The sequence below is a fragment of the Streptomyces sp. NBC_01275 genome (genome assembly GCF_026340655.1).
GTDB lineage: Bacteria > Actinomycetota > Actinomycetes > Streptomycetales > Streptomycetaceae > Streptomyces.
In genome coordinates this window covers 6683462-6709306 of sequence record NZ_JAPEOZ010000001.1, presented here as the reverse complement: position 1 = coordinate 6709306, position 25845 = coordinate 6683462, and the positions used below count along the sequence as shown (strand labels likewise).

General features: G+C 72.1%; 24 protein-coding genes. 8 read left to right on the top strand and 16 right to left on the bottom strand.

What is annotated here, in order from left to right; genetic code table 11:
* Window positions 1-85 precede the first annotated feature (85 nt).
* Window positions 86-364, bottom strand: a complete 279-nt coding sequence (locus OG562_RS29855) for a hypothetical protein (protein ID WP_266403306.1) — start codon at window positions 362-364, stop codon at window positions 86-88.
* Window positions 365-708: 344 nt separating this feature from the next.
* Here OG562_RS29855 and OG562_RS29850 point away from each other — a divergent pair, with 344 nt between their 5' ends.
* Window positions 709-972: a hypothetical protein gene (locus tag OG562_RS29850; protein WP_266403303.1), complete on the top strand. Its 264-nt coding sequence runs from the start codon at window positions 709-711 to the stop codon at window positions 970-972.
* A 37-nt stretch (window positions 973-1009) separates the two neighbouring features.
* Here OG562_RS29850 and OG562_RS29845 read toward each other — a convergent pair whose 3' ends face one another.
* On the bottom strand, window positions 1010-1672 hold the full coding sequence (locus OG562_RS29845) for an NADPH-dependent F420 reductase (RefSeq protein WP_266403301.1): 663 nt from the start codon (window positions 1670-1672) through the stop codon (window positions 1010-1012).
* 96 nt (window positions 1673-1768) lie between these two features.
* Entirely contained in the window at window positions 1769-2530 is a 762-nt protein-coding gene (locus OG562_RS29840) for a FadR/GntR family transcriptional regulator (RefSeq protein WP_266403299.1), read from the bottom strand.
* A 139-nt stretch (window positions 2531-2669) separates the two neighbouring features.
* Between OG562_RS29840 and OG562_RS29835 the strand changes: the two genes are divergently transcribed.
* Both OG562_RS29835 and OG562_RS29830 read left to right on the top strand, forming a co-directional pair.
* The gene (locus tag OG562_RS29835; protein ID WP_266409615.1) at window positions 2670-4196 is read left to right on the top strand and encodes a 2-isopropylmalate synthase; all 1527 of its coding nucleotides are present in this window, start codon (window positions 2670-2672) and stop codon (window positions 4194-4196) included.
* A 65-nt stretch (window positions 4197-4261) separates the two neighbouring features.
* Window positions 4262-5041, top strand: a complete 780-nt coding sequence (locus OG562_RS29830) for an ABC transporter ATP-binding protein (protein WP_266403297.1) — start codon at window positions 4262-4264, stop codon at window positions 5039-5041.
* 59 nt (window positions 5042-5100) lie between these two features.
* Here the strand turns inward: OG562_RS29830 and OG562_RS29825 are convergent, their stop codons facing one another.
* Both OG562_RS29825 and OG562_RS29820 read right to left on the bottom strand, forming a co-directional pair.
* On the bottom strand, window positions 5101-5313 hold the full coding sequence (locus OG562_RS29825; RefSeq protein ID WP_266403294.1) for an EF-hand domain-containing protein: 213 nt from the start codon (window positions 5311-5313) through the stop codon (window positions 5101-5103).
* A 49-nt stretch (window positions 5314-5362) separates the two neighbouring features.
* Complete coding sequence (locus OG562_RS29820) at window positions 5363-6277, bottom strand: MerR family transcriptional regulator (protein ID WP_266403291.1); 915 nt, start codon at window positions 6275-6277, stop codon at window positions 5363-5365.
* A 49-nt stretch (window positions 6278-6326) separates the two neighbouring features.
* Between OG562_RS29820 and OG562_RS29815 the strand changes: the two genes are divergently transcribed.
* Entirely contained in the window at window positions 6327-6965 is a 639-nt protein-coding gene (locus OG562_RS29815; RefSeq protein ID WP_266403289.1) for a GNAT family N-acetyltransferase, read from the top strand.
* A 12-nt stretch (window positions 6966-6977) separates the two neighbouring features.
* Here OG562_RS29815 and OG562_RS29810 read toward each other — a convergent pair whose 3' ends face one another.
* From OG562_RS29810 to OG562_RS29785, 6 genes are all read right to left on the bottom strand, one after another.
* A complete protein-coding gene (locus OG562_RS29810; protein WP_266409614.1) occupies window positions 6978-8168 on the bottom strand; it encodes a YncE family protein in 1191 nt (396 codons plus the stop codon).
* 8 nt (window positions 8169-8176) lie between these two features.
* Window positions 8177-9034, bottom strand: coding sequence for a polysaccharide deacetylase family protein (locus OG562_RS29805; RefSeq protein ID WP_266403287.1), 858 nt, complete (start codon window positions 9032-9034; stop codon window positions 8177-8179).
* 141 nt (window positions 9035-9175) lie between these two features.
* Complete coding sequence (locus tag OG562_RS29800; RefSeq protein ID WP_266403284.1) at window positions 9176-9679, bottom strand: ATP-binding protein; 504 nt, start codon at window positions 9677-9679, stop codon at window positions 9176-9178.
* Window positions 9680-10013: 334 nt separating this feature from the next.
* The gene (locus tag OG562_RS29795; protein ID WP_266403282.1) at window positions 10014-10781 is read right to left on the bottom strand and encodes an enoyl-CoA hydratase/isomerase family protein; all 768 of its coding nucleotides are present in this window, start codon (window positions 10779-10781) and stop codon (window positions 10014-10016) included.
* Between the two features lie 83 nt (window positions 10782-10864).
* Window positions 10865-12049, bottom strand: coding sequence for an Ig-like domain-containing protein (locus tag OG562_RS29790; RefSeq protein WP_266409613.1), 1185 nt, complete (start codon window positions 12047-12049; stop codon window positions 10865-10867).
* A 227-nt stretch (window positions 12050-12276) separates the two neighbouring features.
* The gene (locus tag OG562_RS29785) at window positions 12277-13557 is read right to left on the bottom strand and encodes an Ig-like domain-containing protein (RefSeq protein WP_266403280.1); all 1281 of its coding nucleotides are present in this window, start codon (window positions 13555-13557) and stop codon (window positions 12277-12279) included.
* 153 nt (window positions 13558-13710) lie between these two features.
* On the opposite strand from OG562_RS29785, the gene glgX reads away from it, so the two are divergent.
* Window positions 13711-15942, top strand: coding sequence for a glycogen debranching protein GlgX (gene glgX, locus OG562_RS29780; RefSeq protein WP_266403277.1), 2232 nt, complete (start codon window positions 13711-13713; stop codon window positions 15940-15942).
* A gap of 175 nt (window positions 15943-16117) precedes the next feature.
* A complete protein-coding gene (locus tag OG562_RS29775) occupies window positions 16118-17524 on the top strand; it encodes a sulfatase (protein ID WP_266403275.1) in 1407 nt (468 codons plus the stop codon).
* On the opposite strand, the gene OG562_RS29770 is transcribed toward OG562_RS29775, so the two are convergent.
* Genes OG562_RS29770 through OG562_RS29750 form a run of 5 tightly spaced genes read right to left on the bottom strand, consistent with a single transcriptional unit; the run spans window position 17512 to window position 21873 of the window.
* Window positions 17512-18282 (bottom strand): hypothetical protein, encoded by a 771-nt coding sequence (locus OG562_RS29770; RefSeq protein WP_266403273.1) that lies wholly within the window; start codon window positions 18280-18282, stop codon window positions 17512-17514. The genes OG562_RS29775 and OG562_RS29770 overlap by 13 nt on opposite strands.
* On the bottom strand, window positions 18279-18959 hold the full coding sequence (locus OG562_RS29765) for a response regulator transcription factor (RefSeq protein ID WP_323187570.1): 681 nt from the start codon (window positions 18957-18959) through the stop codon (window positions 18279-18281). Before OG562_RS29765 ends, OG562_RS29770 begins: the two co-directional genes overlap by 4 nt.
* On the bottom strand, window positions 18949-20214 hold the full coding sequence (locus OG562_RS29760; protein WP_266403270.1) for a sensor histidine kinase: 1266 nt from the start codon (window positions 20212-20214) through the stop codon (window positions 18949-18951). Before OG562_RS29760 ends, OG562_RS29765 begins: the two co-directional genes overlap by 11 nt.
* A gap of 25 nt (window positions 20215-20239) precedes the next feature.
* Window positions 20240-20974, bottom strand: coding sequence for an ABC transporter permease (locus OG562_RS29755; protein WP_266403268.1), 735 nt, complete (start codon window positions 20972-20974; stop codon window positions 20240-20242).
* Window positions 20971-21873, bottom strand: a complete 903-nt coding sequence (locus tag OG562_RS29750) for an ABC transporter ATP-binding protein (RefSeq protein ID WP_266403265.1) — start codon at window positions 21871-21873, stop codon at window positions 20971-20973. Before OG562_RS29750 ends, OG562_RS29755 begins: the two co-directional genes overlap by 4 nt.
* A gap of 215 nt (window positions 21874-22088) precedes the next feature.
* Between OG562_RS29750 and OG562_RS29745 the strand changes: the two genes are divergently transcribed.
* Window positions 22089-23909 carry an ABC transporter ATP-binding protein gene (locus OG562_RS29745; RefSeq protein ID WP_266403263.1) on the top strand — a complete coding sequence of 607 codons (1821 nt, stop codon included), beginning with the start codon at window positions 22089-22091 and terminating at the stop codon, window positions 23907-23909.
* The gene (locus OG562_RS29740; RefSeq protein ID WP_266403260.1) at window positions 23906-25822 is read left to right on the top strand and encodes an ABC transporter ATP-binding protein; all 1917 of its coding nucleotides are present in this window, start codon (window positions 23906-23908) and stop codon (window positions 25820-25822) included. The genes OG562_RS29745 and OG562_RS29740 overlap by 4 nt, the downstream gene beginning before the upstream one ends.
* Window positions 25823-25845 lie beyond the last annotated feature (23 nt).

Below are 25845 nucleotides of genomic sequence, written 5' to 3'. Positions count from 1 at the left end.
AAGAGTTGAAACCTCGCCGGACGCCGGGCGACTTCATCGGCCGCCGCGAGGCCCTGGTGATCCTCCGAGTGATCCCCCTCGGCGATCAGCCCCGCCGTTCACGGTCCCTGCGGTCCTCGCGCCTCCAACGTGCCCGGTTCCGGCGGCTGTAGCGGCGGTCCCAACGGTCCTGGCGATCCCGGCGGTGCTCGTAGTCCCGGTACTCCCGGTCGTCGGAACCGTCACCACGGATCCACCCTCCGCCACGATCGCGGCCGTAGCGGGTGGCGCCGAAGGCCAGCAGGCCCGCGGCGATCCACCAGACGGGGTGGAGGAAGCCGAGGCCGAACATGACCACGATCGGAAGAAGAAGCAGAACGAACACGGCGGGCCTTCCCGGAGCGGGAGAACGCATCACGTGCCGGGGGCCAGGGCCTGTTCCAGCAGCGTAGCGCCATCCAGACGGCACGGATAGCGACCCGTGTCCGCGTCTTCCGGCGGAGCCGGATGGCCACTTGCCGTCTGTCCGGCGAGTACGGCGAGGGCTAGCGTGCACGGTACGGCCCCAGCCCCCGGCAGCGTCGATCACCTCTCGCGCTCCTTCGGGGGCGCACCTCGCGCATCGGCGCCGGAATCCGCCCCTCGATCCCGGCACAGCATCGATGCGCCTCACGCGGGCGCTCTCGCGCTGCCCGCCGCGTCGCACGCGCTTCCCGACAGGCGATACACATGTACGCACTGATCGTTCCGGCCTCGACCCCCTTCGTCCTGCTCGTCACCGTGCTGGGCCTGTCCTGGTGGGAGGACCGCATCCTGCCGCGGACCGAGCCGGCCGAGCCGGCCGAGGCCCTCACGAAAGCCCCCACCGAAGTACCCGTCCAGGCCCCCGCCGAGCCCCTCGCCGAGACCCCCGCCCAAGCTCTCCCCGAGACCCCGCTCGCCCCGATGCCCTCTGTCCCGCTCCCCGAACTCCTCGGCGGCCGTCGGGGGTGAACCCCGGCGGCCACCGGGACGAAGACGGGTTCCGGGGTCAGCCGCGGAACCCCTGCGGGCGCTCGGGGCTCGCCTCCGCCAGCGCGCGGGTGACCGCCTCGACGCCGGCCTGGAGACCGTAGACAGGGGTGTCGGGCTGCTGGCGCCAGGAGTCGTCGATGCCGCCGGCGTCGACGGTGTCGAAGCCGATCTCGTCGATCAGGGCCCGCACCTTCGCCTTCGCCACCGCGTCGTCGCCGGCCACCGGCAGCGCGATGCGGTCGGCGGCGCCGGCGGGGCGCGGGCGGTCCAGGATGTCCTGGGCGTAGGTGCCGTTGAAGGCCTTGATCACGGGGTGGCCGATCCGGCGCTCCGTCCAGCGGCTCTCGGTGATGCCCTCGTCCTCGATCTCGGCGATCCGGCCGTCGCGCTGCTGCGGGTAGTAGTTGTTCGTGTCGATGACGGCCACGTCGTCGGCCGCGCCGTCGAGGATGCCGCCCGGCAGGTTCGGGACCGCCTTGGTCGGGACCGTGATCACCACGACCTCCGCGCCGCGTGCCGCCTCCTCGACGGTGACGGGGGTCGCGCCCGTCTCCTCGGCCAGGTCCTTGAGCGTCTGCGGTCCGCGCGAGTTCGCCACGGAGACGTCATGGCCGACGGCGGTGAGCCGCCGGGTGAGGTTGCCGCCGATGTTGCCCGCGCCGATGATGCCGATCTTCATGACAGGCCTTGCCTTCCCGGAATCGGTGTTCCCAGAATCGATGCATTCGATGCACGCGCATGCGTCTGGCTGGCGTCAACCTCGCCCCGTCACGAGCTATTCCGCCTCCCGTCCAAGGGGACCTACTTGGCCGAAAGCACCCTCCTGCCCAAAGGGGTCCGCCTGCCCGAAGCGGTCCTCCTGCCCGAAGGGGTCCTCCAGTTCCCCGCGCAGCACCTCCGCGGCGGTCGGCGCGTCGCCTGCGACGATCGCGCGGGCGAGCGCCTCGTGGGCGTCGTCCCCGGTGTCGGGGTCGTCGGCGCGCAGTCCGGTCAGGGCCAGATAGTCGACGAGGCCCTTGCGCAGCACCGGGACGAACTCCCCGAACAGGTCCGCGAGCACGGGGTTGTGGGCGGCGGCGACCACGGCCGCGTGGAAGGCGATGTCGGCCTCGACGAAGGCCGCGTCGTCGGCCGTCGAAGCGGCACGGCGGCCGGCCAGCGCCTCCTCGATCGCGGTGACGTCCTGCGGGGTGCGGCGGGCCGCGGCGAGCCGGGCCGCGTGCACCTCGACCGCCATGCGGACCTCGTAGACGTCCGCCACCGCGGCCCGCCGCAGCCGGGTGGGCCAGTCCTCGACGGGCTCGGTCGCGACGACGAAGACGCCCGCGCCCTGCCGGGGCCGGACGAGGCCCGCGCCGGTCAGGGAGCGCACCGCCTCCCGGACGGTGGAGCGGCCGACGCCGAGCTCCTTCGCGAGAGTGGTCTCGCCGGGCAGCCGGGTGCCGACGGGCCACTGTCCGCCCGCGATCTGCTCGCGCAGGCGGTCCACGACCTGTTCGACCAGGGGGCTGGGACGGACGGGTCCGAGGGGGGTCACTTCTTCACCATCTTCACAGGGACATTCTCACTTGTCTGAGGACCTGAGGAGTGACTAGCGTACCCGGCATGACGTTCCGCGACCCGCAAGGCGGCGACCGTTGACCACGACCTTCCGCAACCCGCAGCGCCCCGGCCCCATGCCCCACCACCGCTACCGCCCCTTCCACGAGCGGGTGAACGTGCCTGTCGTCGACAGGAGCTGGCCCTCCGCCCGCATCGAGCGCGCCCCTCTCTGGGTCCCCGTCGATCTGCGCGACGGCAACCAGGCGCTCGCCGAGCCGATGGACACGACCCGCAAGGGCCGCTTCTTCGACCTGCTGGTCGCGACCGGCTTCAAGGAGATCGAGGTGGGCTATCCCTCCGCGAGCCGCGCCGACTTCGACTTCGTACGCCGCCTGGCGGCCGCCGACGCCGTCCCCGACGACGTCACGCCGGTCGTGTTCACCCCGGCCCGCTCCGAGTTGATCGACCGCACCTTCGAGGCGATCGAGGGGCTGCCCCGGGCCGTCGTCCATCTGTACATCGCGACCTCGCCGGTGTGGCGGGACGTCGTCCTGGGCCGGGACCGCGACCAGGTGTGGCGGACCGTCCGCGAGGCCGCCGAGCGCATGGCGCGACGCGCCTCCTCCCTCGCCTCGCCCGGGTCCGTCCGCTTCCAGTTCTCGCCCGAGACCTTCAACCTCACCGAACCCGACTTCGTCCTCGAACTCTGCGACGGGCTCACGGAGTTGTGGGACGCGAGCGCCGACCGCCCGGTCACGCACAACCTCCCGGCGACGGTCGAGATCGCCACGCCCAACGTCTACGCCGACCAGATCGAGTACCTGCACCGCAACCTCGCCCGCCGGGACAGCGTGATCCTCTCGGTGCACCCGCACAACGACCGCGGCACCGGCGTCGCCTGCGCCGAGCTCGCGGTGCTGGCCGGGGCCCAGCGGGTGGAGGGCTGCCTGTTCGGCAACGGGGAGCGCACCGGCAACGTCGACCTGGTGACCCTGGCCCTCAACCTCTACTCCCAAGGCGTCGATCCCATGGTCGACTTCAGCGACCTCGACGCCGTCCGGAACACCGTCGAGCACTGCAACCGCCTGCCGGTCCACCCCCGTCACCCCTACGCCGGGGAGCTGGTCCACACCGCGTTCTCCGGCACCCACCAGGACGCGATCGGCAAGGGCCTCGCCCACCATGCCCGCAGGGCGGCCGAGTTGGGGGTCCCGGCGGCGCAGGCGCCCTGGTCGGTGCCGTATCTGCCGATCGACCCGGCGGACGTGGGCAGGTCCTACGAAGCGGTGATCCGGGTCAACTCCCAGTCGGGGAAGGGCGGAGTGGCGTATCTCCTGCACACGCACCACGGCCTCGACCTGCCGTCGCGCATGCGGCCGGACTTCTCCCGGGTCGTCCAGGAGGCGGCGGACGACAGCGGACGCGAGCTCACGGCGAAGCAGCTGTACGAGCTGTTCCTGGTGACGTACGTGGTGGACGCCCCCGTGGACCTGGGCGCCCACCACGTCGACGTCCTGGAGCACGTCGAGCACCCGACCCCGGACGGCACGGTCGCCTACGCCGAGTGCCGGGTGAACGGCGTCACCGCCTGGGGCGCGGGCACAGGCCCGGCGGCCTCCGCGCAGGCCGTGCTGTCGGCGGTCGACCGGGCGGTGCGGTGAGGAAGGGGGCGGGGGCGAGGCCTGGACCGGAGGCGGGGCCGAGACCGGGGCCGGGGGCGCCGGAGGTGCTGTGCGCCGAGGACGTGCACGTCGTGCGCGAGGGGCGGCCCCTGCTCCAGGAGGTGTCGCTGACCGTGCGGGCCGGCGAGCACTGGGCCCTCCTCGGGGCCAACGGCGCCGGGAAGTCCACCCTGCTCAGCCTGCTCGGCGCACTGGTCCACCCGACGCGGGGCACGGTGGAGGTGCTGGGCCGCCGCCTCGGCCGCGTGGACGTCCGCGAGCTGCGGGCGTACGTGGGACACGTCGACCCTCGCCACCCGCTCACCGAACCGCTGCGGGTGCGGGACGTCGTCCTGACCGGGCTGACCAACTCCGTCGCGCCGCTTCCCCGTTGGCGTGCGACCCCGGCGCAGGAGGCGCGGGCCGACCGGCTGATCGACACGCTGGGCCTGGCCGACCGCCGCGCGGCGCGCTGGCCGACGCTCTCGCAGGGCCAGCGCGGCCGGACTCTGATCGCCCGCGCACTGATGCCGGAGCCGCGGCTGCTGCTGCTCGACGAACCGGCGACGGGTCTGGACCTGCCGGGCCGCGAGCGGCTGATCGACGCGCTGGACACCCTGCGCGAGGAGCATCCGGGCCTGGCGACCGTCCTGGTCACCCACCACCTGGAGGAGCTGCCCACGGGCACCACCCACGCCCTGCTGCTGCGCGAGGGCCGTGCGCTCGCCCAGGGTCCGGCGGCCGAGGTCCTCACCGGCGACCGGGTCGGCGCGTGCTTCGACCTGCCCCTGACCCTTCAGCGGCACGGCGGCCGCTGGAGCGTGCGCATCGAGCGCCGGGCATGACGAAGGGGCGCCCCGCATCCCGCGGGGCGCCCCTTCATGCAACACAGCGTCACATCACGTCACTTGCTGAGGTACGCCCAGAACTCGTCGAACGAGAGCACCTTGTCCCCGTTGAGGTCACGGGTCTTGATGATCGCCTCGGCGACCGACTCGGTGACGTTCCAGTCGCCTTCCTGGGCCAGGGCGGCCTTGAACTCGGCTGCGGTGATGAAGCCGTCACCGTCCGTGTCGATCCGCTGGAACTGCTTGCGCGCCTCTTCGATGTCGGCCACCGATTCCGCCCCTTTTTCGTAGCTTGCCGTCGTACTGACGCAGGTCAGATTAACGGCCCGCGTCGGAGCGCAGCGCAGCGACCACCCAGGAGAACTCCTCCTCGTACGACGGCTGGCTGCCCAGACCGTTCACTACGGCCGACAACTCGCGGTAACGGGCGACCCGTCCGCTCGACGCGGCGGTCAGCCGCTCCAGTACGGCGGCCCGGTCCGCGGCGCCGAGCAGGTCGCGCAGGACGTCCCCGGCCGCGGGCGCGTCGGGGGCAAGGCCCTGGCGCAGCGCCTCGCCCCCGGCGTGCACCAGCCTGCCGATGAACCACAGGGAGGTGCCCGCCGGGAGGTCCGGCCGGCGGTCGACCGTGTTGAACTCGACCGTTCTGCGCATCAGCGCCCGGAACTCCGGGTCCTGGATCATCTCGGCGAGCTCCACCCAGGCGTCCACCTGCTCGGGCGTCGGATCGTCCGGCAGATCCGCCGCGGCGAAGCGCAGCCGGGTGCGGACGTCGGGGTCGAGGGTGTCGAGCCCGTCGAAGATCTCGGCCGTGAAGTCGTCGACGATCCGTCGCCGTTCGGCCGCCGACAGCCGTGCCAGTCTGTTCATCAGGGTCGTCTCCTCCGCGCTCGAGTCACGCCGTGCCACGCTCGACAGCACCGCACGGGTCACCCTGAGCGAGCGGATCTGTGCGTCCAGCGCGACCACATGGGCCGCCGCGACCTCCGCGACGGTCCGCTCCCCGGCCAGCACCCGGCGCACGTCGAGCAGGCCGAGGCCCAGTTCGCGCAGGGTGCGGATCAGTTCCAGCCGGGCGGCGGACTCGGCGTCGTACAGGCGGTAGCCGCCGGTCGAGCGGGCCACGGGGGTCAGGACGCCCTCGTCGGACCAGTAGCGGATGGTGCGCACGGTCAGTCCGGTCGAGCGGGCCAGCTCGCCGATGGTGAAAAGTCCGGTGCCGTCGTCGATCACGTGTGTGAGTGTGGTCCTTCCAGTGGGTGGAGACTCAAGGAGCACGGTGGTGGAGACCCTTCAGGACATTCTCGACGCGGTCGCACGGGGTGTCCTCCCACCGGCGGACGGCGCTACGACCGTCGTGCCGCAGGCGTCCGACCGGGACGCGGGCGTGTTCGCATTCACCGCCCACGCGGTCGTCTTCACGGACGAGGATCCGCAGTGGGTGTACGACACGCTGGCCGCCGTGCCCTGCGACGCCCTCGCGGCGCCGATGAACCCGCGGTTCCTGACGGCCCTGCTCGAGCGGACGGGGCGTACGGCCGAGACGATCGACGCGATGCTGGTGGGCTCTCCCCTGCCGGGCGAGCCGCCGCTCCCGCTGAAGGAGATCACGGACGGCGAGCATCCGCGGATCGTGTACGCCCGAAGGCGGCGCGACGACGTGCGCGCCTGGACGACGGAGGGCGGCGTCCTGGTGCTGGGCCGCGGGATCGCGGGGCGGCTGGAGGTCTCCGTCGAGGTGGAGGAGGGAGTACGGCACCGGGGGCTGGGCCGGGCCCTGGTGACCGCGGCGCGGCAGCTGGCCGGGGGCGAGCCGCTGTGGGCGCAGGTCGCGCCGGGGAACGCCCGCAGCATGCGGGCGTTCCAGGCGGCCGGCTATCTGCCCGTCGGCGCGGAGGCGCTGCTGCTCGGCGCCGGGTAGGGGCGGTCCGCGTCAGCGGAAGACGCCGGTGTGACCGAGGGAGTAGCGGCCGGGCTGCGGGTAGACGGCGAGGCCGTGCGGGCCGCCGCCGACCTCGATGCGGGCGAGCTGGCGGCCGGTGCGGGTGTCGATGGCGTACACCTCGGAGTCGTAGCGTCCGGACAGCCACAGGACCTTGCCGTCCGCCGAGACGCCGCCCATGTCGGGGCTGCCGCCGTCGGGCAGGCGCCACTTCCTGGTCACCTTGCGCCGGGCGAAGTCGAAGACGGAGACGGTGCCCTCGCCGCGGTTGGAGACGTACATCACACGGGAGTCGCGGCTGACGTAGAGCCCGTGGCAGCCCTTGCCGGTGGGGAGGAAGCCGGGCTTGCCGAAGGTGTCGCCGTCCACGATCCACATGCCGTCGGCCATCATGTCCGCGACGTAGAACCGCTTGCCGTCGGGCGAGACCTTCACGTCCTGGGGCATGGCGCCCTTGAAGGGCAGTTTCTGCTGCGCCACGACCTTCATCTTCTCGGTGTCGACCTTCAGCAGTTCGCCGCTGAACTCGCAGGACACGATGAAGTACCTCCCGTCGAGGGAGAAGTCGGCGTGGTTGACGCCGTAGCAGGTGACCGGCACGGTCTTGATCCGCTTCATGGTGTGCGGGTCGCGGAAGACGAGTTCGCGGTCGAGGGAGGCCATGACGACGGCGTACCTGCCGTTGGGCGTGAAGTAGAGGTTGTACGGGTCGTGCACCTCGACCGGCTTGCCGGCCCTGCCCGTTCGCGGGTCGATGGGGGTGAGGGTGTGTCCGCGGTTGTTGTTGACCCAGAGCGTCTTCAAGTCCCAGGAGGGGACGACGTGTTGGGGCTGGTGGCCGACGTGGATCGTGTCGATGACCTCGTACGTCCTGGGGTCGATGACGGAGACGGTGTCGGACTCGGTGTTGGGGACGTAGACGCGGGAGGGGAAGTCCTTGACGACCGGGGAGAGCTTGTCGGGGCGGTCGGCGGCGTAGACGTCCTTGGGGTCGAGGACCGGCGGCATGCCGGGCAGGCCCCGGACGGTCTGCTTCCGCTCGGCCGGGGCGGGGACGGCGGCCTTGGTGGCCTTGGCCGTCCCCTCCTTGCTCGCCCCGCCCTTGCCCTCGGTGCCGCAGGCGGCGAGGACGGCGAGGACGACGCCCGCGAGCAGGGTGCTTCTCACGAGGTTGCGGTGCATCTGGCGCATCAGCTGAACAGCTCCGTGGCAGTGACCGCGCGCAGTCCGCGGCGGTCGAGTTCGTCCAGTACGGCGGGGAGCGCGGCGACCGTGTCCGGGTACCCGAAGTGCAGGCTCACGACGGATCCGTTGCGGATCCCGCCGAGGACGTTGCGGGCGACGGCGGGGGCGCCGGGCGAGGTGAAGTCGAGGGAGTCGACGTCGTAGGAGAGGACGTGCGGGTAGCCGGCGCGGCGGGCCAGCGTCTCGACGAGGGGGGAGGCGCGGGTGGCCCGGGAGGGCCGGAACCAGGTGCCGATGGACCCGGTGAGTCTGCGCAGCCGCTCGGCGCACCCGGTGATCTCGGCCCCCGCCTCGGCCTCGGACATGGCGTTGACGTCGAGGTGGCGTTGGGTGTGGTTGCCGAGGTCGTGGCCGCCGTCCAGGACGCGGCGGGCGAGGTCGGGGTGTGCGTCGAGCCAGGTCCCGACGGCCAGGACGGTGACCTGGGCGCCGTGCCGTTCGGCCTCGCCGAGGAGGGCGTGGGCGACGGCCGGTTCGCCCTGGCCGTGGAAGGTGAGGGCGACACGGGCGTGGTCGCGGGGACCGTGGGCGATCTGGGCGGGCTGGCCGGGGAAGGCGCGGGGGGCGGGGGCGGCGAGGGGGCGGGCGGGGGCCCGGGAGGCGGGGGCGGGGGAAGTGGGGGCGGGGGCGTGGTGGACGGCGGCGCCGGAGAAGGATCCGGACGGGGAACCAGAAGAGGAGCCGGAGGGGGAACCGGACGGGGTCCCGGAGGGCGAGCACGCGGCCGCGAACGCACCCCCGGCGACGAGCCCGGCGCCCGCCCGCAGCGCGGCACGGCGGTCGGTCGAAGTCACCCGTCCCATTTAAGGGGCAAAGTCCTGGAAAACAGCCCATTCACCCGGTCGGCGGCCAGAGCGGGCGTCGAGCGCCCTCAGCCGCCGGAGGTCCTGGCCGTAGGCCCCGGAGGTCCTGGCCGTAGGCCCCGGAGGTCCGCCGGACCGGCCCTAGCGGTCCGCGACGCGCATCTCGAACCAGGTCGTCTTCCCCCGCGGCAGCAGGTCGACGCCCCAGCGGTCGGAGAGCTTGTCGACTAGGAACAGGCCCCGGCCGCTGACGTCGAGTTCCTGCACCGGCATCAGACACGGCAGCCCGCGGGAGGGGTCGCGGACCTCGACGCGGATCCAGCCGCGCCGACGGCGCATCCGCAGGCCGAAGACCCGGGCCCCGGTGTGGCGTACGGCGTTGCCGACGAGCTCGGAGACGAGCAGGACCGCGTCCTCCGTCATCTTGGGGGTCAGTCCCCACTGACGCAGGACGACGACCTGGGCCAGTCGGCGGGCGGTGGCGGCGGACTCGGGGCGGGACGGCAACGGAACTTCACCCTCCGTCGGATTGCCGAACAACTCCAGCGCCTTGAGCGCCCGTTCGTCCTCGACCGCAGGCGACCAGCGCGCCGCGGTCGCACGGCCCTGTCCCCGCGGCTGATCCATGCCCTCCAGCCCCGCCATGCCCCCATCATGGCCGCAGGAGGCGGCCTCCGGGGCCGTTCCCGGGGAATGCGCCCCCGCGAAATCAGCGCTGCACAGCAGTCCTCAGACATATGCCAGAGGCAGTTCATAACCCGATAAAGGGTCCCTGACCTGCGGTGACGACTCCTCCAGAGGCAATCGACACGCTCCCTCGACAAGGCAGGCTTAAGGTCGCCTTAAGGTTTCCATAAACCGCCCCATCGAGGGACCCGGATGAGACATCGCGTCAATTGCAAGTGATTCCGGGGAGTTCACAGGAGATGTGTCTCACACGATCAAGGAGACACATCTCTCGCGCACAAGGCGACACGCTTCACTGGAACTTGGCCTTGCCCGGTCCCTCTTCCACGAAGCTCCGCATGCCGATCTCCCGGTCCGCCGTCGCGAACAGTCCGGCGAACCAGTTCCGTTCGACCGTGAGACCCGTCTCGATGTCCGTCTCCAGACCGGCGTCGATCGCCTCCTTGGCCGCGCGCAGCGCGATCGCCGGGCCCTGCGCCAGCTTCGCGGCCCACGCGTGCGCCTCGGCGTACACCTCGGCGGCCGGGACCACCCGGTCCACCAGGCCCAGCGTCAGCGCCTCGTCCGCCTTCACCATGCGGCCCGTGAAGATGAGGTCCTTGGCCTTGGAGGGGCCGACCAGCCGGGCCAGGCGCTGGGTGCCGCCGGCGCCGGGGATCAGGCCCAGCAGGATCTCCGGCTGGCCGAGCTTGGCGTTGTCCGCCGCGATCCGGAAGTCCGCGCACAGCGCGAGCTCGCAGCCGCCGCCCAGCGCGTATCCCGTCACGGCGGCCACGACCGGCTTGGGGATGCGGGCCACCGCCGTGAAGGACTCCTGCAGGGCGCGGGCACGCAGGATCATCGCCGTGTGGTCCATGTCCTCCATCTCCTTGATGTCCGCGCCCGCCGCGAACACCTTCTCCCCGCCGTAGACGACGACGGCGCGTACGTCGTCCCGCCGGCCCGCCTCCTCGGCGAGCTCCTTGAGCCGGTCCTGGGTGGCGACGTCCAGCGCGTTCATGGGCGGGCGGTCGAGGCGGATCGTGCCGACGCCTTCGGCGACTTCGAGATTCACGGTCATGGCAGCAGGTTAACCACCACTAACGCCGACGGGCCCGGTGCCGTCCGTCACAGGACGCCGCCGGGCCCGCAGTCGCGGAAGAGTTACTTCTTCCACTCCGCCCAGGGGATGTTCCAGCCGTTGAGGCCGTTGGCCGGGTCGACCGTCGGGTCGGTGGAGTTCTTCACGACCACCACGTCGCCGACCATCGAGTGGTTGAAGAACCACGCGGCCGGGACGGAGCTGTCGTAGCCGCCGCGCACGTCCCGCAGGCCGATGCAGCCATGGCTGGCGTTGTAGTTGCCGAAGGCGCCGCCGCCCCAGTAGTTGCCGTGCACGAACGTGCCGGAGTCGGTCAGCCGGATGGCGTGCGGGACGTCCTTGATGTCGTACTCGCCGTCGTAGCCGACCGTGTCGCCGTTCATCCGGGTCACGGTGAACTTCTCGCTCATGACCATCTGGCCGTTCCAGGTGGCGTAGCCGGGCTTGCCGGTGGTGACCGGGATGGTCTTGACGACCTTGCCCTCCTGCATGACCTTCATCGTGTGCTTCTTGGCGTCCACGACGGACACCTGGTCGCGGCCGATGGTGAAGGAGACGGTCTTGGACTGCTTGCCGTAGACGCCCTTGCGGCCCTCGACGCCGTCGAGGTTCAGCTTCACCGTGACCTTGGTGCCGGCCTTCCAGTACTTCTCGGGCCGGAAGTCGAGGCGGTCGTTGCCGAACCAGTGCCCCTCGACGTCGACGGCCGGCTCGGTCTTGATCTCGATGGCCTTCTCGACGTCCTCGGGCTTGGTGATGCCCCGGGTGAAGCGCACCGAGAACGGCATGCCGACGCCGACCTTGGAACCGTCCTCCGGCGTGAAGTTGCCGATGAAGGTGTTCTGCGGGCTGAGCGTGGTGAAGGTGGAGTCCTCGGCGGCCGTACGGCCCTCGGAGTCCTTGGCGACCGCGTGCACCTGGTACTTGGTCGAGGCGGCCAGGTGCGTGGCGGGCGTCCAGCCCGCGCCGTCCGCGGAGATCGCCCCCGAGACGGTCGTGCCCTTGTCGTCCTTGACGACCACCTCGGTCAGCTTGCCCTTGGCCGCGGTGACCTTCAGGGCGCCGCTGGTGTCGACGTCGGTCGCGCCGGCCTTGGGCGCGATGGTGACGGTCGCCACCGACTGCTTGCTCTGGGCGGCCGTCGTGCTGTCCTTGGCCTTGTCCTTGGCGTCCGAACCGGAGTCCGAACCGCCGCCCCCGCCGCATGCCGTGACGGCGAGCAGCAGCCCCCCGACGATCACGGCCATGCCCTTGTTGCGGCCACTCGGGCGCCGGTCGGCCGCCCCCGATATCGGTCGCACGTTCACGTCGTTCTCCCCTCGCAGGGCCTGGTCAGGCCCCCACCCCCGCGCCCGCCGCGCGATCACTGGCGCATATTAACCGCACGGATTTGAGTACCGTGTCAGGTGAATGTCACCGTTCTGTCGCAACTAGGACTATGTGATCGCGGGGATGGTTGCCTCGGCGAGAGGGATCATTTCGCGGCGCCGCCCGCGGTCCACTCCCTCCAGCTCATGTTCCAGCCGCCGAGCCCGTTGTCGGGGGCGACCGTCTTGTCCTTGCTGTGGACGACCTCGACGACGTCGCCGACGAGCGAGCGGTCGAAGAACCAGCCCGCGGGCGTGCCCGAACCGCCGCCCTTGACGTCCCTGAGACCCACGCAGCCGTGGCTGACGTTGGACGCGCCGAAGACGTCGTCGTCGGCCCAGTAGTTGCCGTGCAGGAAGGTGCCGGAGTCGGTCAGGCGCATGGCGTGCGGTACGTCCGGGATGTCGTACTCGCCCTTTCCGTTCTTCTTCTTGAAGCCGACCGTCGCGCCGTTCATCCGGGTCAGCTCGAACATCTCGCTGACCACCATCTTGCCGTTGTACGTCGTGTTCTTCGGCGACCCGGCCGTGATGGGCACGGTGGCCAGCAGCGCTCCGTCGCGCCGGACCTGCATGGTGTGCCGGGCCGCGTCGACGAGGGAGACCTGGCTGCGGCCGACGGTGAAGGAGAACGTCTTGTACTGGAGCCCGTAGACGCCGGGCGCGCCCTCCACGTCCCGCAGCTTGAGGGCGACGGTGACCCGGGTGCCGGGCTTCCAGTAGCGCCGGGGGCGGAAGTCGAGGCGTGCGGTGCCGAACCAGTGGGGGCGGATCTCGACGGGCGGGTCGGCGGTCACCTGGACGGCGCGCTCCACGGCCGCCCGGTCGGCGATCTCCTGGTTGAAGTCCAGGGAGACGATCATCCCGGCGCCGACGGTGGAGCGGTTCTCCGGGGCGACGTAGCCGATGAAGCGCTGGTCGGGGACGTAGGTGGTGAAGGCCGCGTGCCGGGCGGAGCGGCGGCCGTCGCCGTCGACCGCGACGACGTCGACCGTGTAGCGGGCGGCGAGCGCGAGCCGTTCGCCGTCCGGCCGCCAGCTCAGCCCGTCGGCGGAGACGCGGCCGGCGACCGGCGACTCCTGGGCGTCCTGGGACTTCACCACCTTCACCGACTCCAGCCGCCCGTCCGGCACCCGCACCCGCAGCGCGTCCTCGGGGCGCACGCCCTTGGCGCCGTCCTCCGGGGCGATGCGGATGACGTCCTCGGCGGCCGGAGGCCCGCCGAGCATCCGGTCGAGCCCGCCGCCGCCCTCAGCCGTGCAGCCGGCGGCCCCCGCCAGCAGCCCCGCCCATGCCAGTACGGCGGCCAGTGCGACCCCCGCGCGCCGCGCGCGCCCCGGCCCCTGCGTCCGCCCGAACCTCTGTTCATGCCTCTGCCCATGCCTCACGAGGTGTCCAACGATCGGGCCCGCTCGGGGGAAACGTGAGTGCGAGGCACGCGATGGGCAGAACTGGGGGGAGGACGACACGACGGAGGGCGGCGGCCGGGACGCCGTACGCTCTTCTCCCACGTCGTTCCACGAGCCGCGGGAGGCGGAACGGTGTCCAGCGCAGCCGAGCAGAAGGCGGTGGCCCAGGAGCGCGCCACGCCGGACACCGCCGTGAACGGGGTGTCCCACAAGGTGCCCGGTGTGCCCGTGTGGCCGGGCGCTCCGATGCCGCTGGGGGCCCGCTTCCGGGTCGGCCCCGACGGGGTCGCGGGGACCAACTTCGCGCTGTGGGCAGGCGGCGCGGAGGCGGTCGAGCTGTGCCTGTTCGACGAGTCGGGCCGCGAGACCCGGGCCCCGCTGACCGAGCTCACCCACGAGATCTGGCACGGCTTCGTGCCGGGGGTCATGCCGGGCCAGCGCTACGGCTTCCGGGTGCACGGCCGCTGGGACCCGTGGACCGGGGGCCGCTGGAACCCCGCGAAGCTGCTCCTGGACCCGTACGCGCGGGCCGTCGACGGCGAGTTCGGGCTGCCGCCCGAGGTGTACGGGCATGTCCGCGACTGGCCGCAGCAGCAGGTCGCGGACACCGTGCGCGACGAACGGGACTCGGCGCCGTACGTCCCCAAGGGGGTCGTCGTCCACGATGACGACGACTGGGCCGACGACCGCCGCCCGAAGACGCCGTGGGCGGACTCGGTCATCTACGAGCTGCACGTCAAGGGCTTCACCCGACTGCACCCGGGCATCCCGCAGGAGCTCCGCGGCACCTACGCGGGCCTCGCGCACCCGGCGGCGGTCGAGCACCTGGTGGGCCTCGGCGTGACGGCGGTGGAGCTGCTGCCGGTCCACCAGTTCGCGCACGAGGACCATCTGCTGCGCCGAGGGCTGAAGAACTACTGGGGCTACAACTCCATCGGCTACTTCGCCCCGCACGCCGGCTACGCCTCCTCCGGCACGACGGGACAGCAGGTCGGCGAGTTCAAGCGGATGGTGCGCGCACTGCACGCGGCCGGGATCGAGGTCATCCTCGACGTGGTGTACAACCACACGGCGGAGGCGGGCGAGCTGGGCCCGACGCTGTCGCTGAAGGGCATCGACAACAAGGGCTACTACCGCCTCCAGTCGGACGCCCGCAGATACGCGGACTACACGGGCTGCGGCAACACCCTGCACGTCGTGCAGCCGCATGTCCTCCGCCTGATCACCGACTCGCTGCGCTACTGGGTGACGGAGATGGGCGTCGACGGCTTCCGCTTCGACCTGGCGGCGGCGCTGGCCCGCTCCATGCACGACGTCGACATGCTGTCGCCGTTCCTCGCGGTGATCGCGCAGGACCCGGTGCTGCGCCGGGTGAAGCTGATCGCCGAGCCGTGGGACGTGGGCTCCGGCGGCTACCAGGTGGGAGCCTTCCCGCCCCTGTGGACGGAGTGGAACGACCGCTACCGCAACGCCGTGCGCGACTTCTGGCGGCACGCGCTGCCGGACGTCCGGGAGATGGGCTACCGGCTGTCGGGGTCGAGCGACCTGTACGCGTGGGGCGGGCGACGGCCGTACGCCTCCGTCAACTTCGTCACGGCCCACGACGGCTTCACCCTGCGCGACCTGGTGTCCTACGAACGCAAGCACAACGAGGCCAACGGCGAGGGCAACCGGGACGGCACCGACGACAACCGCGCCTGGAACTGCGGGACCGAAGGGGAGACGGACGACGAGCAGGTGACGGCCCTGCGCCGACGCCAGCTGCGCAACCTGCTCACGACATTGCTGCTGTCGACGGGCGTGCCGATGCTGGTCGCGGGCGACGAGTTCGGACGCACCCAGCGGGGCAACAACAACGCCTACTGCCAGGACAGCGAGATCAGCTGGGTGGACTGGGGGCTGCTGGAGGACCCCGGCTGGCGGGCGCTGTACGACCTGACCTCGCGGCTGATCGCCCTGCGCCACCGCCACCCGGTCCTGCGCCGCCGCGCCTTCTTCTCCGGGCGGGCGCACTCGGCGGACGGCCTGCGGGACCTGGCCTGGTTCACGGCGCGGGGCACCGAGATGACGGAACGGGACTGGTACGCCCCCGCCGCCACGCTCGGCATGTACCTCTCCGGCCGGGACATCCCGGGCCGGGACGAACGCGGGGCCCCGATCACCGACGACAGCTTCCTCGCCCTGCTGCACGCGGGCGACCGTCCGGTGAGCTTCGTCCTGCCGGGGCCGCCCTGGGCGCAGCGGTACGAGGTGGTCGTCGACACGTCCCGCGAGGAACAGGAGGAGGCGCCGGAGGCGGTGCACCGGGCGGGGGAGGCGATCACGGTGCCGGCGCGGGCGGTGTTGTTGCTGAGGATCGGCTGAGGGCTCGTTGAGGGTCGGCCGGGAGCACACCGAGGGGGCGACCGGGGCGATGTTTCAGGCGCGTGAACTCCGGCCGGATGCCTGGGCAGGCGTCCGGCCGGTTGATCACACTGAGGTCACGCGCTCCCCCCATGCCGTCCGCCGACTTCCGTCGCCTTCCGCGCAAGGACCTCGTATGCCCGAAATATCCCGTCGTGCCTTCGGTGGTCTCGTCGGCGGCGGCGCCGTCACCGCCGTCGCCGCTACGACCGCTGCCGCCGAGGCCGCTCCCGCCGAGCGCCCCTTCCAGGCCCGTACGGCCTCCTCCGCCGCCGGTCGCCCCAACTTCCTGGTCATCCTGGGCGACGACCTCGGCTGGGCCGACCTCTCCTCCTACGGCGCCCCGCACATCAAGACGCCGAACCTGGACCGGCTGGCCCGGCAGGGGGTGCGGTTCACCGACGCGTACTCGGGGTCGGCGACCTGCTCCCCGACCCGGTTCAGCCTGTACACCGGGCGCTATCCGGGTCGTACGAAGGGCGGGTTGGCCGAGCCCGTCGCCAACAGGAGCCAGGGGTTGGACCCCAGCCACCCCACCCTCGCCTCCCTCCTCAGGAAGGCGGGCTACTCGACCGCCCTGATCGGCAAGTGGCACTGCGGCTGGCTGCCCGACTACAGCCCCACGAAGTCGGGTTGGGACGAGTTCTTCGGCAACCACGGGGGTGTGCTGGAGTACTTCTCCAAGCTCGGCCAGCTCGGCGACTACGACCTCTACGAGGGCGACGCGACCTACCAGGACCTGCGCTACTACACACAGGTCCTGACCGAGCGGGCGGTGGAGTACGTCGGCCGCAGGCACGACAAGCCCTGGCTGCTGAACCTCAACTTCACCACCCCGCACTGGCCGTGGCTGAGCGAGGAGGACGCCGAGACCGGCGCCGAGATCGCCGCGAAGATCCGCGCCGCGAAGAGCCAGGCGGAGGTCTCCAACGCCCTCAACCACTACGACGGCGGCTCGGTCGCGAAGTACACGCAGATGGTGGAGAGCCTCGACGCGTCGGTCGGCGAGGTGCTGGCGGCGCTGCGCCGGTCCGGGCAGGAGGAGAACACGGTGGTGTACTTCGCCAGCGACAACGGCGGCGAGCGCTGGTCGTACCTCTGGCCGCTGAGCGGCGAGAAGTTCGTGCTCCAGGAGGGCGGCATCCGGGTGCCCACCATCGTGCGCTGGCCGCACCGCATCGACGGCGGCCAGGTCAGTCACGCGCCGAACATCTCCCCCGACTGGACCGCGACCCTGCTGGAGCTGGCCGGGGCCCGGCCCGACCCGGCGTATCCCCTGGACGGCGCCAGTCTCGCGGGCTATCTGCTGAAGGGCGAGAAGCCGCCCGAGCGGGACCTGTTCTGGCGGGTGCGGGCCAACCGGGCCCTCAGGCGCGGCGACTGGAAGTACTACCAGGACTCCGAAGGCGACGACCACCTCTACGACCTCGGGGCCGACCTGCGCGAACAGGCCGACCTCGCCCCGGACCGCCCGGAGCTGCTCGCCGAGTTGAGGTCGGCGTGGGAGCGGATCGCGAGCGGGCTGCTGCCCTACGACAGCTGAGCGGCCCAGGCGTGCGGACTGCGGTGGTGGTTCGTGTGCCCCCCGGTGAGCACGGCGTGGAGTGCGGCGAGGTGCGGGGTGTCCGGGGGGAGGTCCAGCCGGGCGAGGAGGACCAGGGCGGCGGCTGGGTCCAGGTCGCCGTAGACGTCGTGATAGCAGGCCAACAGGCCTTGGAAGAGGGCCTGTCGGAGGGCGGGGAGGCGGGCCGCCGTGTCGTAGGCCGCCGCCTTCGCCGGCCAGGGCACCGGGCCGGAGCAGGCCAGGACCCGGCGGGCCCGGCGCAGCAGGGCCTCCGACGAATCCGTGAGGAGGCCGTCGATGTCACGGCCGAGCACCTCCGCGAACGCGGTCGCGGAGGTCTGGCGGTCCTCGAACCAGTCGGCCCACAGCGCGTGGGCGACGGGCTCGGCGTCCCGCTCCGCCTCCAGCCGCCGACGGCAGCCGTCCCAGAGCACATCGGCCGGCAGGGGCCCGTCCGGGCCCCGGTCCTCGAAGCGGATCTCGCACATCACCCAGTAGTCGTCGAGGAGGTCCAGCAGCCCGAAGGCGAGGCGGACCTGGTCGGCGGGGGTCAGCTCGTCGTCGGCGAACACCTCGGCCACCCAGCCGTGCGCGACCTCGTTCGCGGTCAACAGGCGGTGCGGTTCGTCGACTTCGGCAACTGCGTCGGCTTTCCCGTCGGCTTCGACTTCGGCCCAGCCGTCTCCCGCACGTACGACACCGCGCTCGGCCAGCCAGCGCAGGGCTGTCTCGCTCATGCCTCGCCCCGCCCGAGGATCCCGCGCTCGTACGCCGCCGCGACCGCCGCCGCGCGGTCGTTGACGCCCAACTTCGCGTACAGATGGGTGAGATGGGTCTTCACGGTGGCCTCGCTGATGAACAGGTCGCGGGCGATCTCGCGGTTCGACGTGCCCCGGGCGACCAGGGTCAGGACCTCGCGCTCGCGGGCGGAGAGGGGCTCGCCGGCGGGTGTGCGCGGGGTGCGGACCGCGGAGACCAGGCGGGAGGCGACGGCCGGGGAGAGGACGGTACGGCCCTCGGCGGCCGCGCGGACCGCGGTGAACAGTTCGTCGCGTGGGGCGTCCTTCAGCAGATAGCCCGTCGCCCCCGCCTCGATCGCGGGGAGGGTGTCGGAGTCCGTGTCGTACGTGGTCAGGACGAGGACCTTCGCGCGGGCGGCCCGGCGGGTCAGCTCCCGGATGGCGTCCACGCCTCCCCCGCCCGGCATCCGCAGGTCCATCAGGACCACGTCCGGGTCCAGGACCTCGGCCCGCGCGAGCGCCTCCACCCCGTTCGCCGCCTCGCCCACGACCGTGAAGCCGGGGGCGGACTCGAACATGCCGCGCAGACCGTCCCGTACGACGGGGTGGTCGTCGACGATCAGCAGGGTGATCACATCGTCGTCGGTCACGTCGTCGGTCACGTCATCGGTCATCGCGGATCAACGGTACGCGAGCCGAGACCGCCGTGCCGTGACCCGGCTCGGCCTCGACGGCGAGGGTGCCGGCGATGCGTTCGGCGCGGGCCCGCATGCCGTCGAGGCCGAAGCCGCCGGCGCGGGTGCGTTCGGGGACGGCGTCCGGCTCGAAGCCGCGGCCGTCGTCGCGGACGTCGAGGATGACCTCGTCGCCCAGGAAGGAGAGGGTGACGCCGACCCGGGCGGCCTGCGCGTGGCGGGAGGCGTTGGACAGGGCCTCCTGGACGATGCGCAGGAGGGTCGCCGCGACCTCGTCGTGGAGCTGCTCGGCCGTTCCGGTCACGGTGAACTCGCCGCGTACGCCGGTTCGTTCGGCCCATTCGGCGACCGTCTTCTTCAGCGCCTCGGACAGACCGTCGTCGGCCAGCGCGACGGGGGCGAGGTTGTGCACCGAGCGGCGGGCCTCGCCGAGGCTGTGCCGGGCGAGCGCGGAGGCACGGTCGAGGTGCATGCGGGCGATCGTCAAGTCCGGTGCGTTCGCCACGACTTGCAGCTGGGCGATGACGCCGGTCAAGCCCTGGGCGATGGTGTCGTGGATCTCGCCTGCCAGCCGTCTGCGCTCGTCGGCGACACCCGCCTCCCGCGCCTGGACGAGGAGTTGGGCGTGAAGGGCGGCGTTCTCGTCCAGGGCCTGCTGGAGCGCCGTGTTGGTGCGTTCGAGTTCCGAGATGGTCTCGGCCCGCTCGCGGGAACGCCGTTCCTCCTGCTCGGTGAGGTGGGCGACCACCGTCTGCAGGCCGGAGTTGGCGACCAGGAGCCCGCCGAACGCGATCCACTGGGTCGCGCTCTTCGGCGGCAGCCCGCCGCACTGCGCGCCGGCCACGGTGACGGCGCTGGCGAACAGCCCGAGCCGCCGCCACATGCCCGGGATCAGCTCGTCGGCGTCCATGTAGCCGGTGGCCGCGTAGAACGCGAAGAACGGGTTGCTCCAGGTGAGCGTGAAGGCGATCGCCCAGCGGACGACGTAGTACGCCGTCCCGGCCCGGGACGGGACCCGGCCGCGGCCGGTCCGACGGTTGCGGGTGCCGTTCCACCACAGCTGGAGCACGATCGCGGCGGCGACCAGGCCCGCGTCCACCTCCCACTCGAGGGGGCCGTCCATCTGGCCGCTGCTGACGGCCCCGAGGACGACGCTGACGCCGAGCAGTCCGTACGGCCCCCAGTTGTGCACCTGCTCCCAGCGCCGCTCGATCTGCCTGTCCGCCGCGTTCATGTCCCCAGTCTGCACGGCCCGTCCCCTACTCCCAGCGGAACCAGCGCGAGGCGCCGGCCGTGAGCAGCACCGTCCAGGCCACCAGCGCCCCCAGGTGCGCCCAGCCCGGCCAGTCGCCCGCCGCCGCCCGGTTCAGGGCCTGCGCGGCGGCGCCGAACGGGGTGCAGCCGACGATCCGGGCGAGCAGATCCGGCATCGACTGCACCGGGATCCACACGCCCGCGCAGAACATCATCGGGAAGAACACCGCCGTCCCGATCGCGCCCGCGATCTTCGTCGTGCGGGAGAGCGCGGAGACCACCGCGCCCAGCGCGAGCGCGGCCAGGATCGCGAGGAGCAGGGCGAGGAGATAGCCGTAGGGCTGCTTCGGCAGTCGTACGGCGAAGGCGAGGCGGCCCACCACGAGGGCGGACAGGGCGGAGGCCAGGGCCGCCGCGCCGTGGACCAGCATCTGCGCGGACAGCAGGGCGGACGGGCGTACCGGAGTGGTGGACATACGGCGCAGGATGCCGCGCTCGCGATAGCCGGTGATGTTCTGCGGCATCGACTGCAACGCGCCGACGATCATGCCGAGGAGCACGGCCACCGGGACGTACACGTCGATCGTGCGCAGGCCGCCCAGGTCTGCCTGGTGGTGGCGGAAGGACGGGATGGAGCCCAGGATCACCAGGAGCAGGGTGGGGAACGCCAGGATCCAGAAGAGGGCGCCCGGTTCGCGGCGGAAGAGGTGCAACTCGGTGCGCAGGACGGCGGTGTTCATGCGGTGACCTCCGTCAGGTCCAGGAACGCGTCGTCCAACGTGGCGTCGGACACGCGGAGTTGGTGGGCGGTGATGTGGCCCCGGGCGAGCAGCGTGATGACGGCGTTGACGGTCTCGTCGGTGCCGGCCAGCGTGATCCGGCCGTCCTTGTGCTCGACCGACACGAGCGCGGGCAGCGCGTTCAGGTCGCCCTCGTCCAGCGGCGCGGAGGGTGTGAAGCTGATGACGGTGGAGCCCGCCGAACGCCGGATCAGCCCTGACGGGGTGTCCAGGGCGGCCACCCGGCCCTGGTCGATCACGGCGATCCGGTCGCACAGGCGCTGCGCCTCCTCCATGAAGTGGGTGACGAGCAGGACGGTGACCCCGCTCGCCCGGACGTCCTCGATGAGCTGCCAGGTGTCGCGGCGGGCGCGCGGGTCGAGCCCGGTGGTCAGTTCGTCGAGGACGACGACCCGGGGGTCGCCGATGAGGGCGAGCGCGATGAACAGGCGCTGCTTCTGGCCGCCGGAGAGCTTCGCGAAGCGGGTGGTGAGCCTGTCGGTCAGGCCGAGGCGTTCGGCCAGCGGCCTCCAGTCCGCGGGGTGCGGGTAGAAGGCCGCGTACAGCTCCAGGGCCTCGCGGACGGTGAGCTTGGCCTGGAGCTCGCTCTCCTGGAGCTGGGCCCCGAGGACGCGGGCGACCTTCTCGTGGTCGGCGACGGGGTCGAGGCCGGTGACCCTGACCCGGCCCGCGTCGGGGACGCGCAGGCCCTCGACGCACTCCACGGTGGTGGTCTTGCCGGCGCCGTTGGGGCCGAGGATCCCGAAGATCTCGCCTTCCTGGACGGCGAAGGAGACGCCGTCGACGACCGCACGGCCGTCGTAGGACTTGCGCAGGTCGGTGACTTCGATGACGGGCATGGCACCAGCGTTGCGGGGAGGGCCGGGTCCGCACATCGACCACCTCGCTCGAACGGGCATCAGCCGATCGGTGGATGCGGCGCTACGACCCTCGGCAGAACCTCGGCGGATTCTCGGCCGACTCCTCGAACACGCAGGTCGTAGGACCAGCGGCCGAGCCGGGTCCGGCCAAAACTCGGTGGGCGTTGTCAGTGCCGGTCCGTAGGCTCGCGGTGATGCCCACGACACCCGCGACCAGCGCCCCCCAGGACCGTTCCGACCGTTCCGCCCTGCGCACCCTGCTGCGGCTGTGGCCGTATGTGCGGCCCGTGCGGGTGCGGCTGTTCACCGCCGCGGTCGTCGCCGTCGTCGCCTCCTGTACGGGGCTGGTGATCCCGCTCGTCCTGAAGTGGATGGTGGACGGGCCGGTCGCCGACCGGGACACGGCGGGGGTCTGGCTGGGCGGGCTGTGTCTGCTGCTCCTCGGCGTCGCGGAGGCGGGCCTGTTCGGGATGCGGCGCGTGCTGGTGGCGCGCCCGCTGGCGCATGTCGAGGCGGAGATGCGGGCCGATCTGTACCGGCATCTGCAGCGGCTGCCGGTGGCGTTCCACGACCGGTGGGCTTCGGGGCAGCTGCTGTCCCGGGCCACCACCGATCTGATGCTGGTGCGTATGTTCCTCGCCTTCCCGTTGACGTTCCTGCTGGTCAACGGGGTGACGATCCTCATCGGCGTGATCATCATGCTGCTTCAGGACTGGACGCTGGGGCTGGTGATCCTGGGGCCCGCCCTGCCCGTCGTCGTGATGTGCGTGATCTTCGAGAACCGGTACGCGCTGGTGGCGCGGCGCGCTCAGGACCAGGTCGGGGACCTGACCACGGTCGTCGAGGAGAGCGTGCTCGGCATCAGGATCGTCAAGGGGTTCGGCCGGCACCGCAGCCAGGCGCGGGCGTTCCGCAGGCTGTCCCAGACCCTGCGCGGCACGGAGCTGCGCAAGGCGCGGCTGCTGGCCACCATCTGGGCCGTCATCGTGACGCTCCCGGAGGTGGCGATCGGAGCGGCGCTGGTGCTGGGCGCCGTACAGGTGGCGGACGGGGAGCTGTCCGCGGGCACCCTGGTCGCCTTCCTCTCCACGGCCCTCGCCCTGCGCTGGCCGGTCGACTCCATCGGCTTCCTCCTGGCGATGAGCCAGGAGGCGGCCACGGCGACGGAGCGGTACTTCGAGGTGATGGACGAGCGGCCGGAGGAACAGGGGGAGCCGGAGGAACAGGGGGCTGAGGAACAGGGGGCTCAGGGGGGTTCCGCCGACGGCGGCCTGCGGTTCGACGGTGTCGTCTTCCGCTATCCCGACGCCTCCCCCGACTCCGCGCCCATCCTCGACGGCGTCGACCTGCACATCCGGCCGGGCGAGTCGATGGCCCTCGTCGGGGCCACCGGGAGCGGCAAGACCACGCTGACCGCGCTCGTCCCCCGGCTGCACGAGGCGACCGCCGGACGCATCACCCTCGACGGCGCGGACGTCACCGCCATGCCCCGCGAGGAACTGCGCGAGAAGGTGGCCGTCGCCTTCGAGGAGCCCACCCTCTTCTCCGCGACCGTCGGCGAGAACGTGCTGATGGGCGCCGACGACCAGGCCGGCGCCGAAGAGCTGGAGCGGGCGCTCGGCGTGGCGCAGGCCGCGTTCGTGCACGCGCTGCCGCAGGGCACGGACACGCAGGTCGGCGAGCAGGGGCTCAGTCTCTCCGGCGGGCAGCGGCAGCGGCTGGCGCTGGCCAGAGCCGTGGTCGGCCGCCCCCGGTTCCTGGTGCTGGACGATCCGCTGTCCGCGCTCGACGTGCACACGGAGGCCGCCGTGGAGGCCGCGCTGCGCCGGGTCCTCGCCGACACCACCGCGCTGATCGTGGCCCACCGCCCGTCCACCGTGCTCCTCGCCGACCGGGTCGCCCTGCTGTCCGGCGGCCGGATCACGGCCGTGGGCGCCCATCACGAACTGCTGCGCACCAACGCCGAGTACGCCCACCTCATGTCAGGATCCGGCCGCCAGGAGGACGACCGATGACCGCCCCCGCCACGTCCTCCCCCACCGCCGACGACGACGAACGGGACCTTCTCCACGGCGAAGCCACCGACGCCCCCGAGGCCACCGGAACCTCCGGCGCCCCGGGCGCCCCCGGAACCGCCGACGACGTGTTCGACCGTGACGTCCTGCCCAGCCCGCCCGGCGCCACCGCCGCCCTGCTGCGCTCGCTGCTCGCTCCCATGAAGGCGCGCGTCGCCCTCACCACCGTCCTGCTGCTGCTCCAGCAGGCGGCGGTGCAGACGGGCCCGCTGCTGGTGGCGTACGCCATCGACCGTGCCGTGCCCGCCTTCCGGGCCGACGACCACGGGCCGCTGATCGCGGTGGGCGTCGGCTATCTGCTGTGCGCGCTGGTCTCCGGCGCGCTGCAGTACGCGTTCCTGATCGCCTCCGCGCGCGTCAACCAGGACGTGCTGCTGGATCTGCGCGGCCGGATCTTCCGGCACGCCCAGGCGCTCAGCGTCGACTTCCACGAGCGCTACACCTCGGGCCGGCTCATCTCCCGCTCGACCACGGACGTGGAGTCGCTGCGCGAACTGCTCAGCGAGGGCCTGCAGGAGCTGGTGACGGTCATCCTGTCCTTCGTCTACATCTCGTCGATGCTGCTCTGGCTGGATCTGGGCCTCGGGGCGGTCGCGGTGGTCTCGTTCGTGCCGCTGTACCTGCTCGTACGCCTGTACCAGCGGCGGGCCGGGCGGGTGTTCCAGGTGCGGTCCACGGCGATCGCGAGCGTGATCGTGAAGTTCGTGGAGACGATGAACGGCATCCGGCCGGTGCGCGCGTTCCGCCGCGAGGCCGTCAACGACGCCGACTTCGGGGCCCTGAACCAGCGGCACGAGCGGGTCAACGGCGACTCCATCCTCGAGATGGCCCGGTATGTCGTCGGGTCGCGGCTGGTCGCCAACACCGCGGTCGCGGCGATCGTGCTGTGGGGCGCCTTCCGGGTGGCGGACGACTCGCTGGCGCTGGGCGTGCTGGCGGCGGCGGTGCTCTATCTGCGGCGGCTGTACGACCCCATCGACCGGCTCGGCATGTTCCTCAACTCCTACCAGTCGGCGGCCGCCTCGCTGGAGAAGATCGCGGGGCTGCTCGCCCAGACGCCGTCCGTGCCCGAGCCGGCCGCGCCCCGCGAACTCCCGGCGCACCGCGGCGACCTGCCCGGCCGCGAGGTCGTCTTCGACCAGGTCGCCTTCGGCTACCGCACCGGCGGCGAGGTCCTGCCCCGCTTCGACCTCACCCTGCCCGCCGGGCAGACGGTCGCCGTGGTCGGCTCCACCGGCGCCGGCAAGTCCACGCTGGCCAAGCTGCTGGCCCGCTTCTACGACCCCTCCGCGGGACGGGTGCTGCTCGACGGCGTCGACCTGCGCGAGCTGGGCGTGCCCGAACTGCGGCGCGGGGTGGTCATGGTGACGCAGGAGGCGTTCCTGTTCTCCGGCACGGTCGCCGAGAACATCGCCATCGGGCGGCCGGACGCGAGCCGGGAGGAGATCGAGCGGGCGGCGAAGGCGATCGGCGCGCACGAGTTCATCGCCGCCCTGCCCGACGGCTACGACACGGACGTACGCAAGCGGGGCGGCCGTATCTCCGCGGGCCAGCGTCAACTCGTGGCGTTCGCACGGGCGTTGCTGGCCGATCCGGCGGTGCTGATCCTCGACGAGGCGACCAGCTCGCTCGACGTCCCCGGCGAGCGGGCCGTGCAGGCGGCGATGGCGACGGTGTTGAAGGGCCGTACGGCGGTGGTGATCGCGCACCGGCTGTCGACCGTGGAGATCGCCGACCGGGTGCTCGTCATGGAGCACGGGCGGATCGTCGAGGACGGCAGCCCTGCCGAACTCATCGCCGGCACCGGCCGGTTCGCGGACCTGCACCGGGCCTGGCGCGACAGCCTCGCCTGACCCTGCCCAGGACCTTCGGGGGA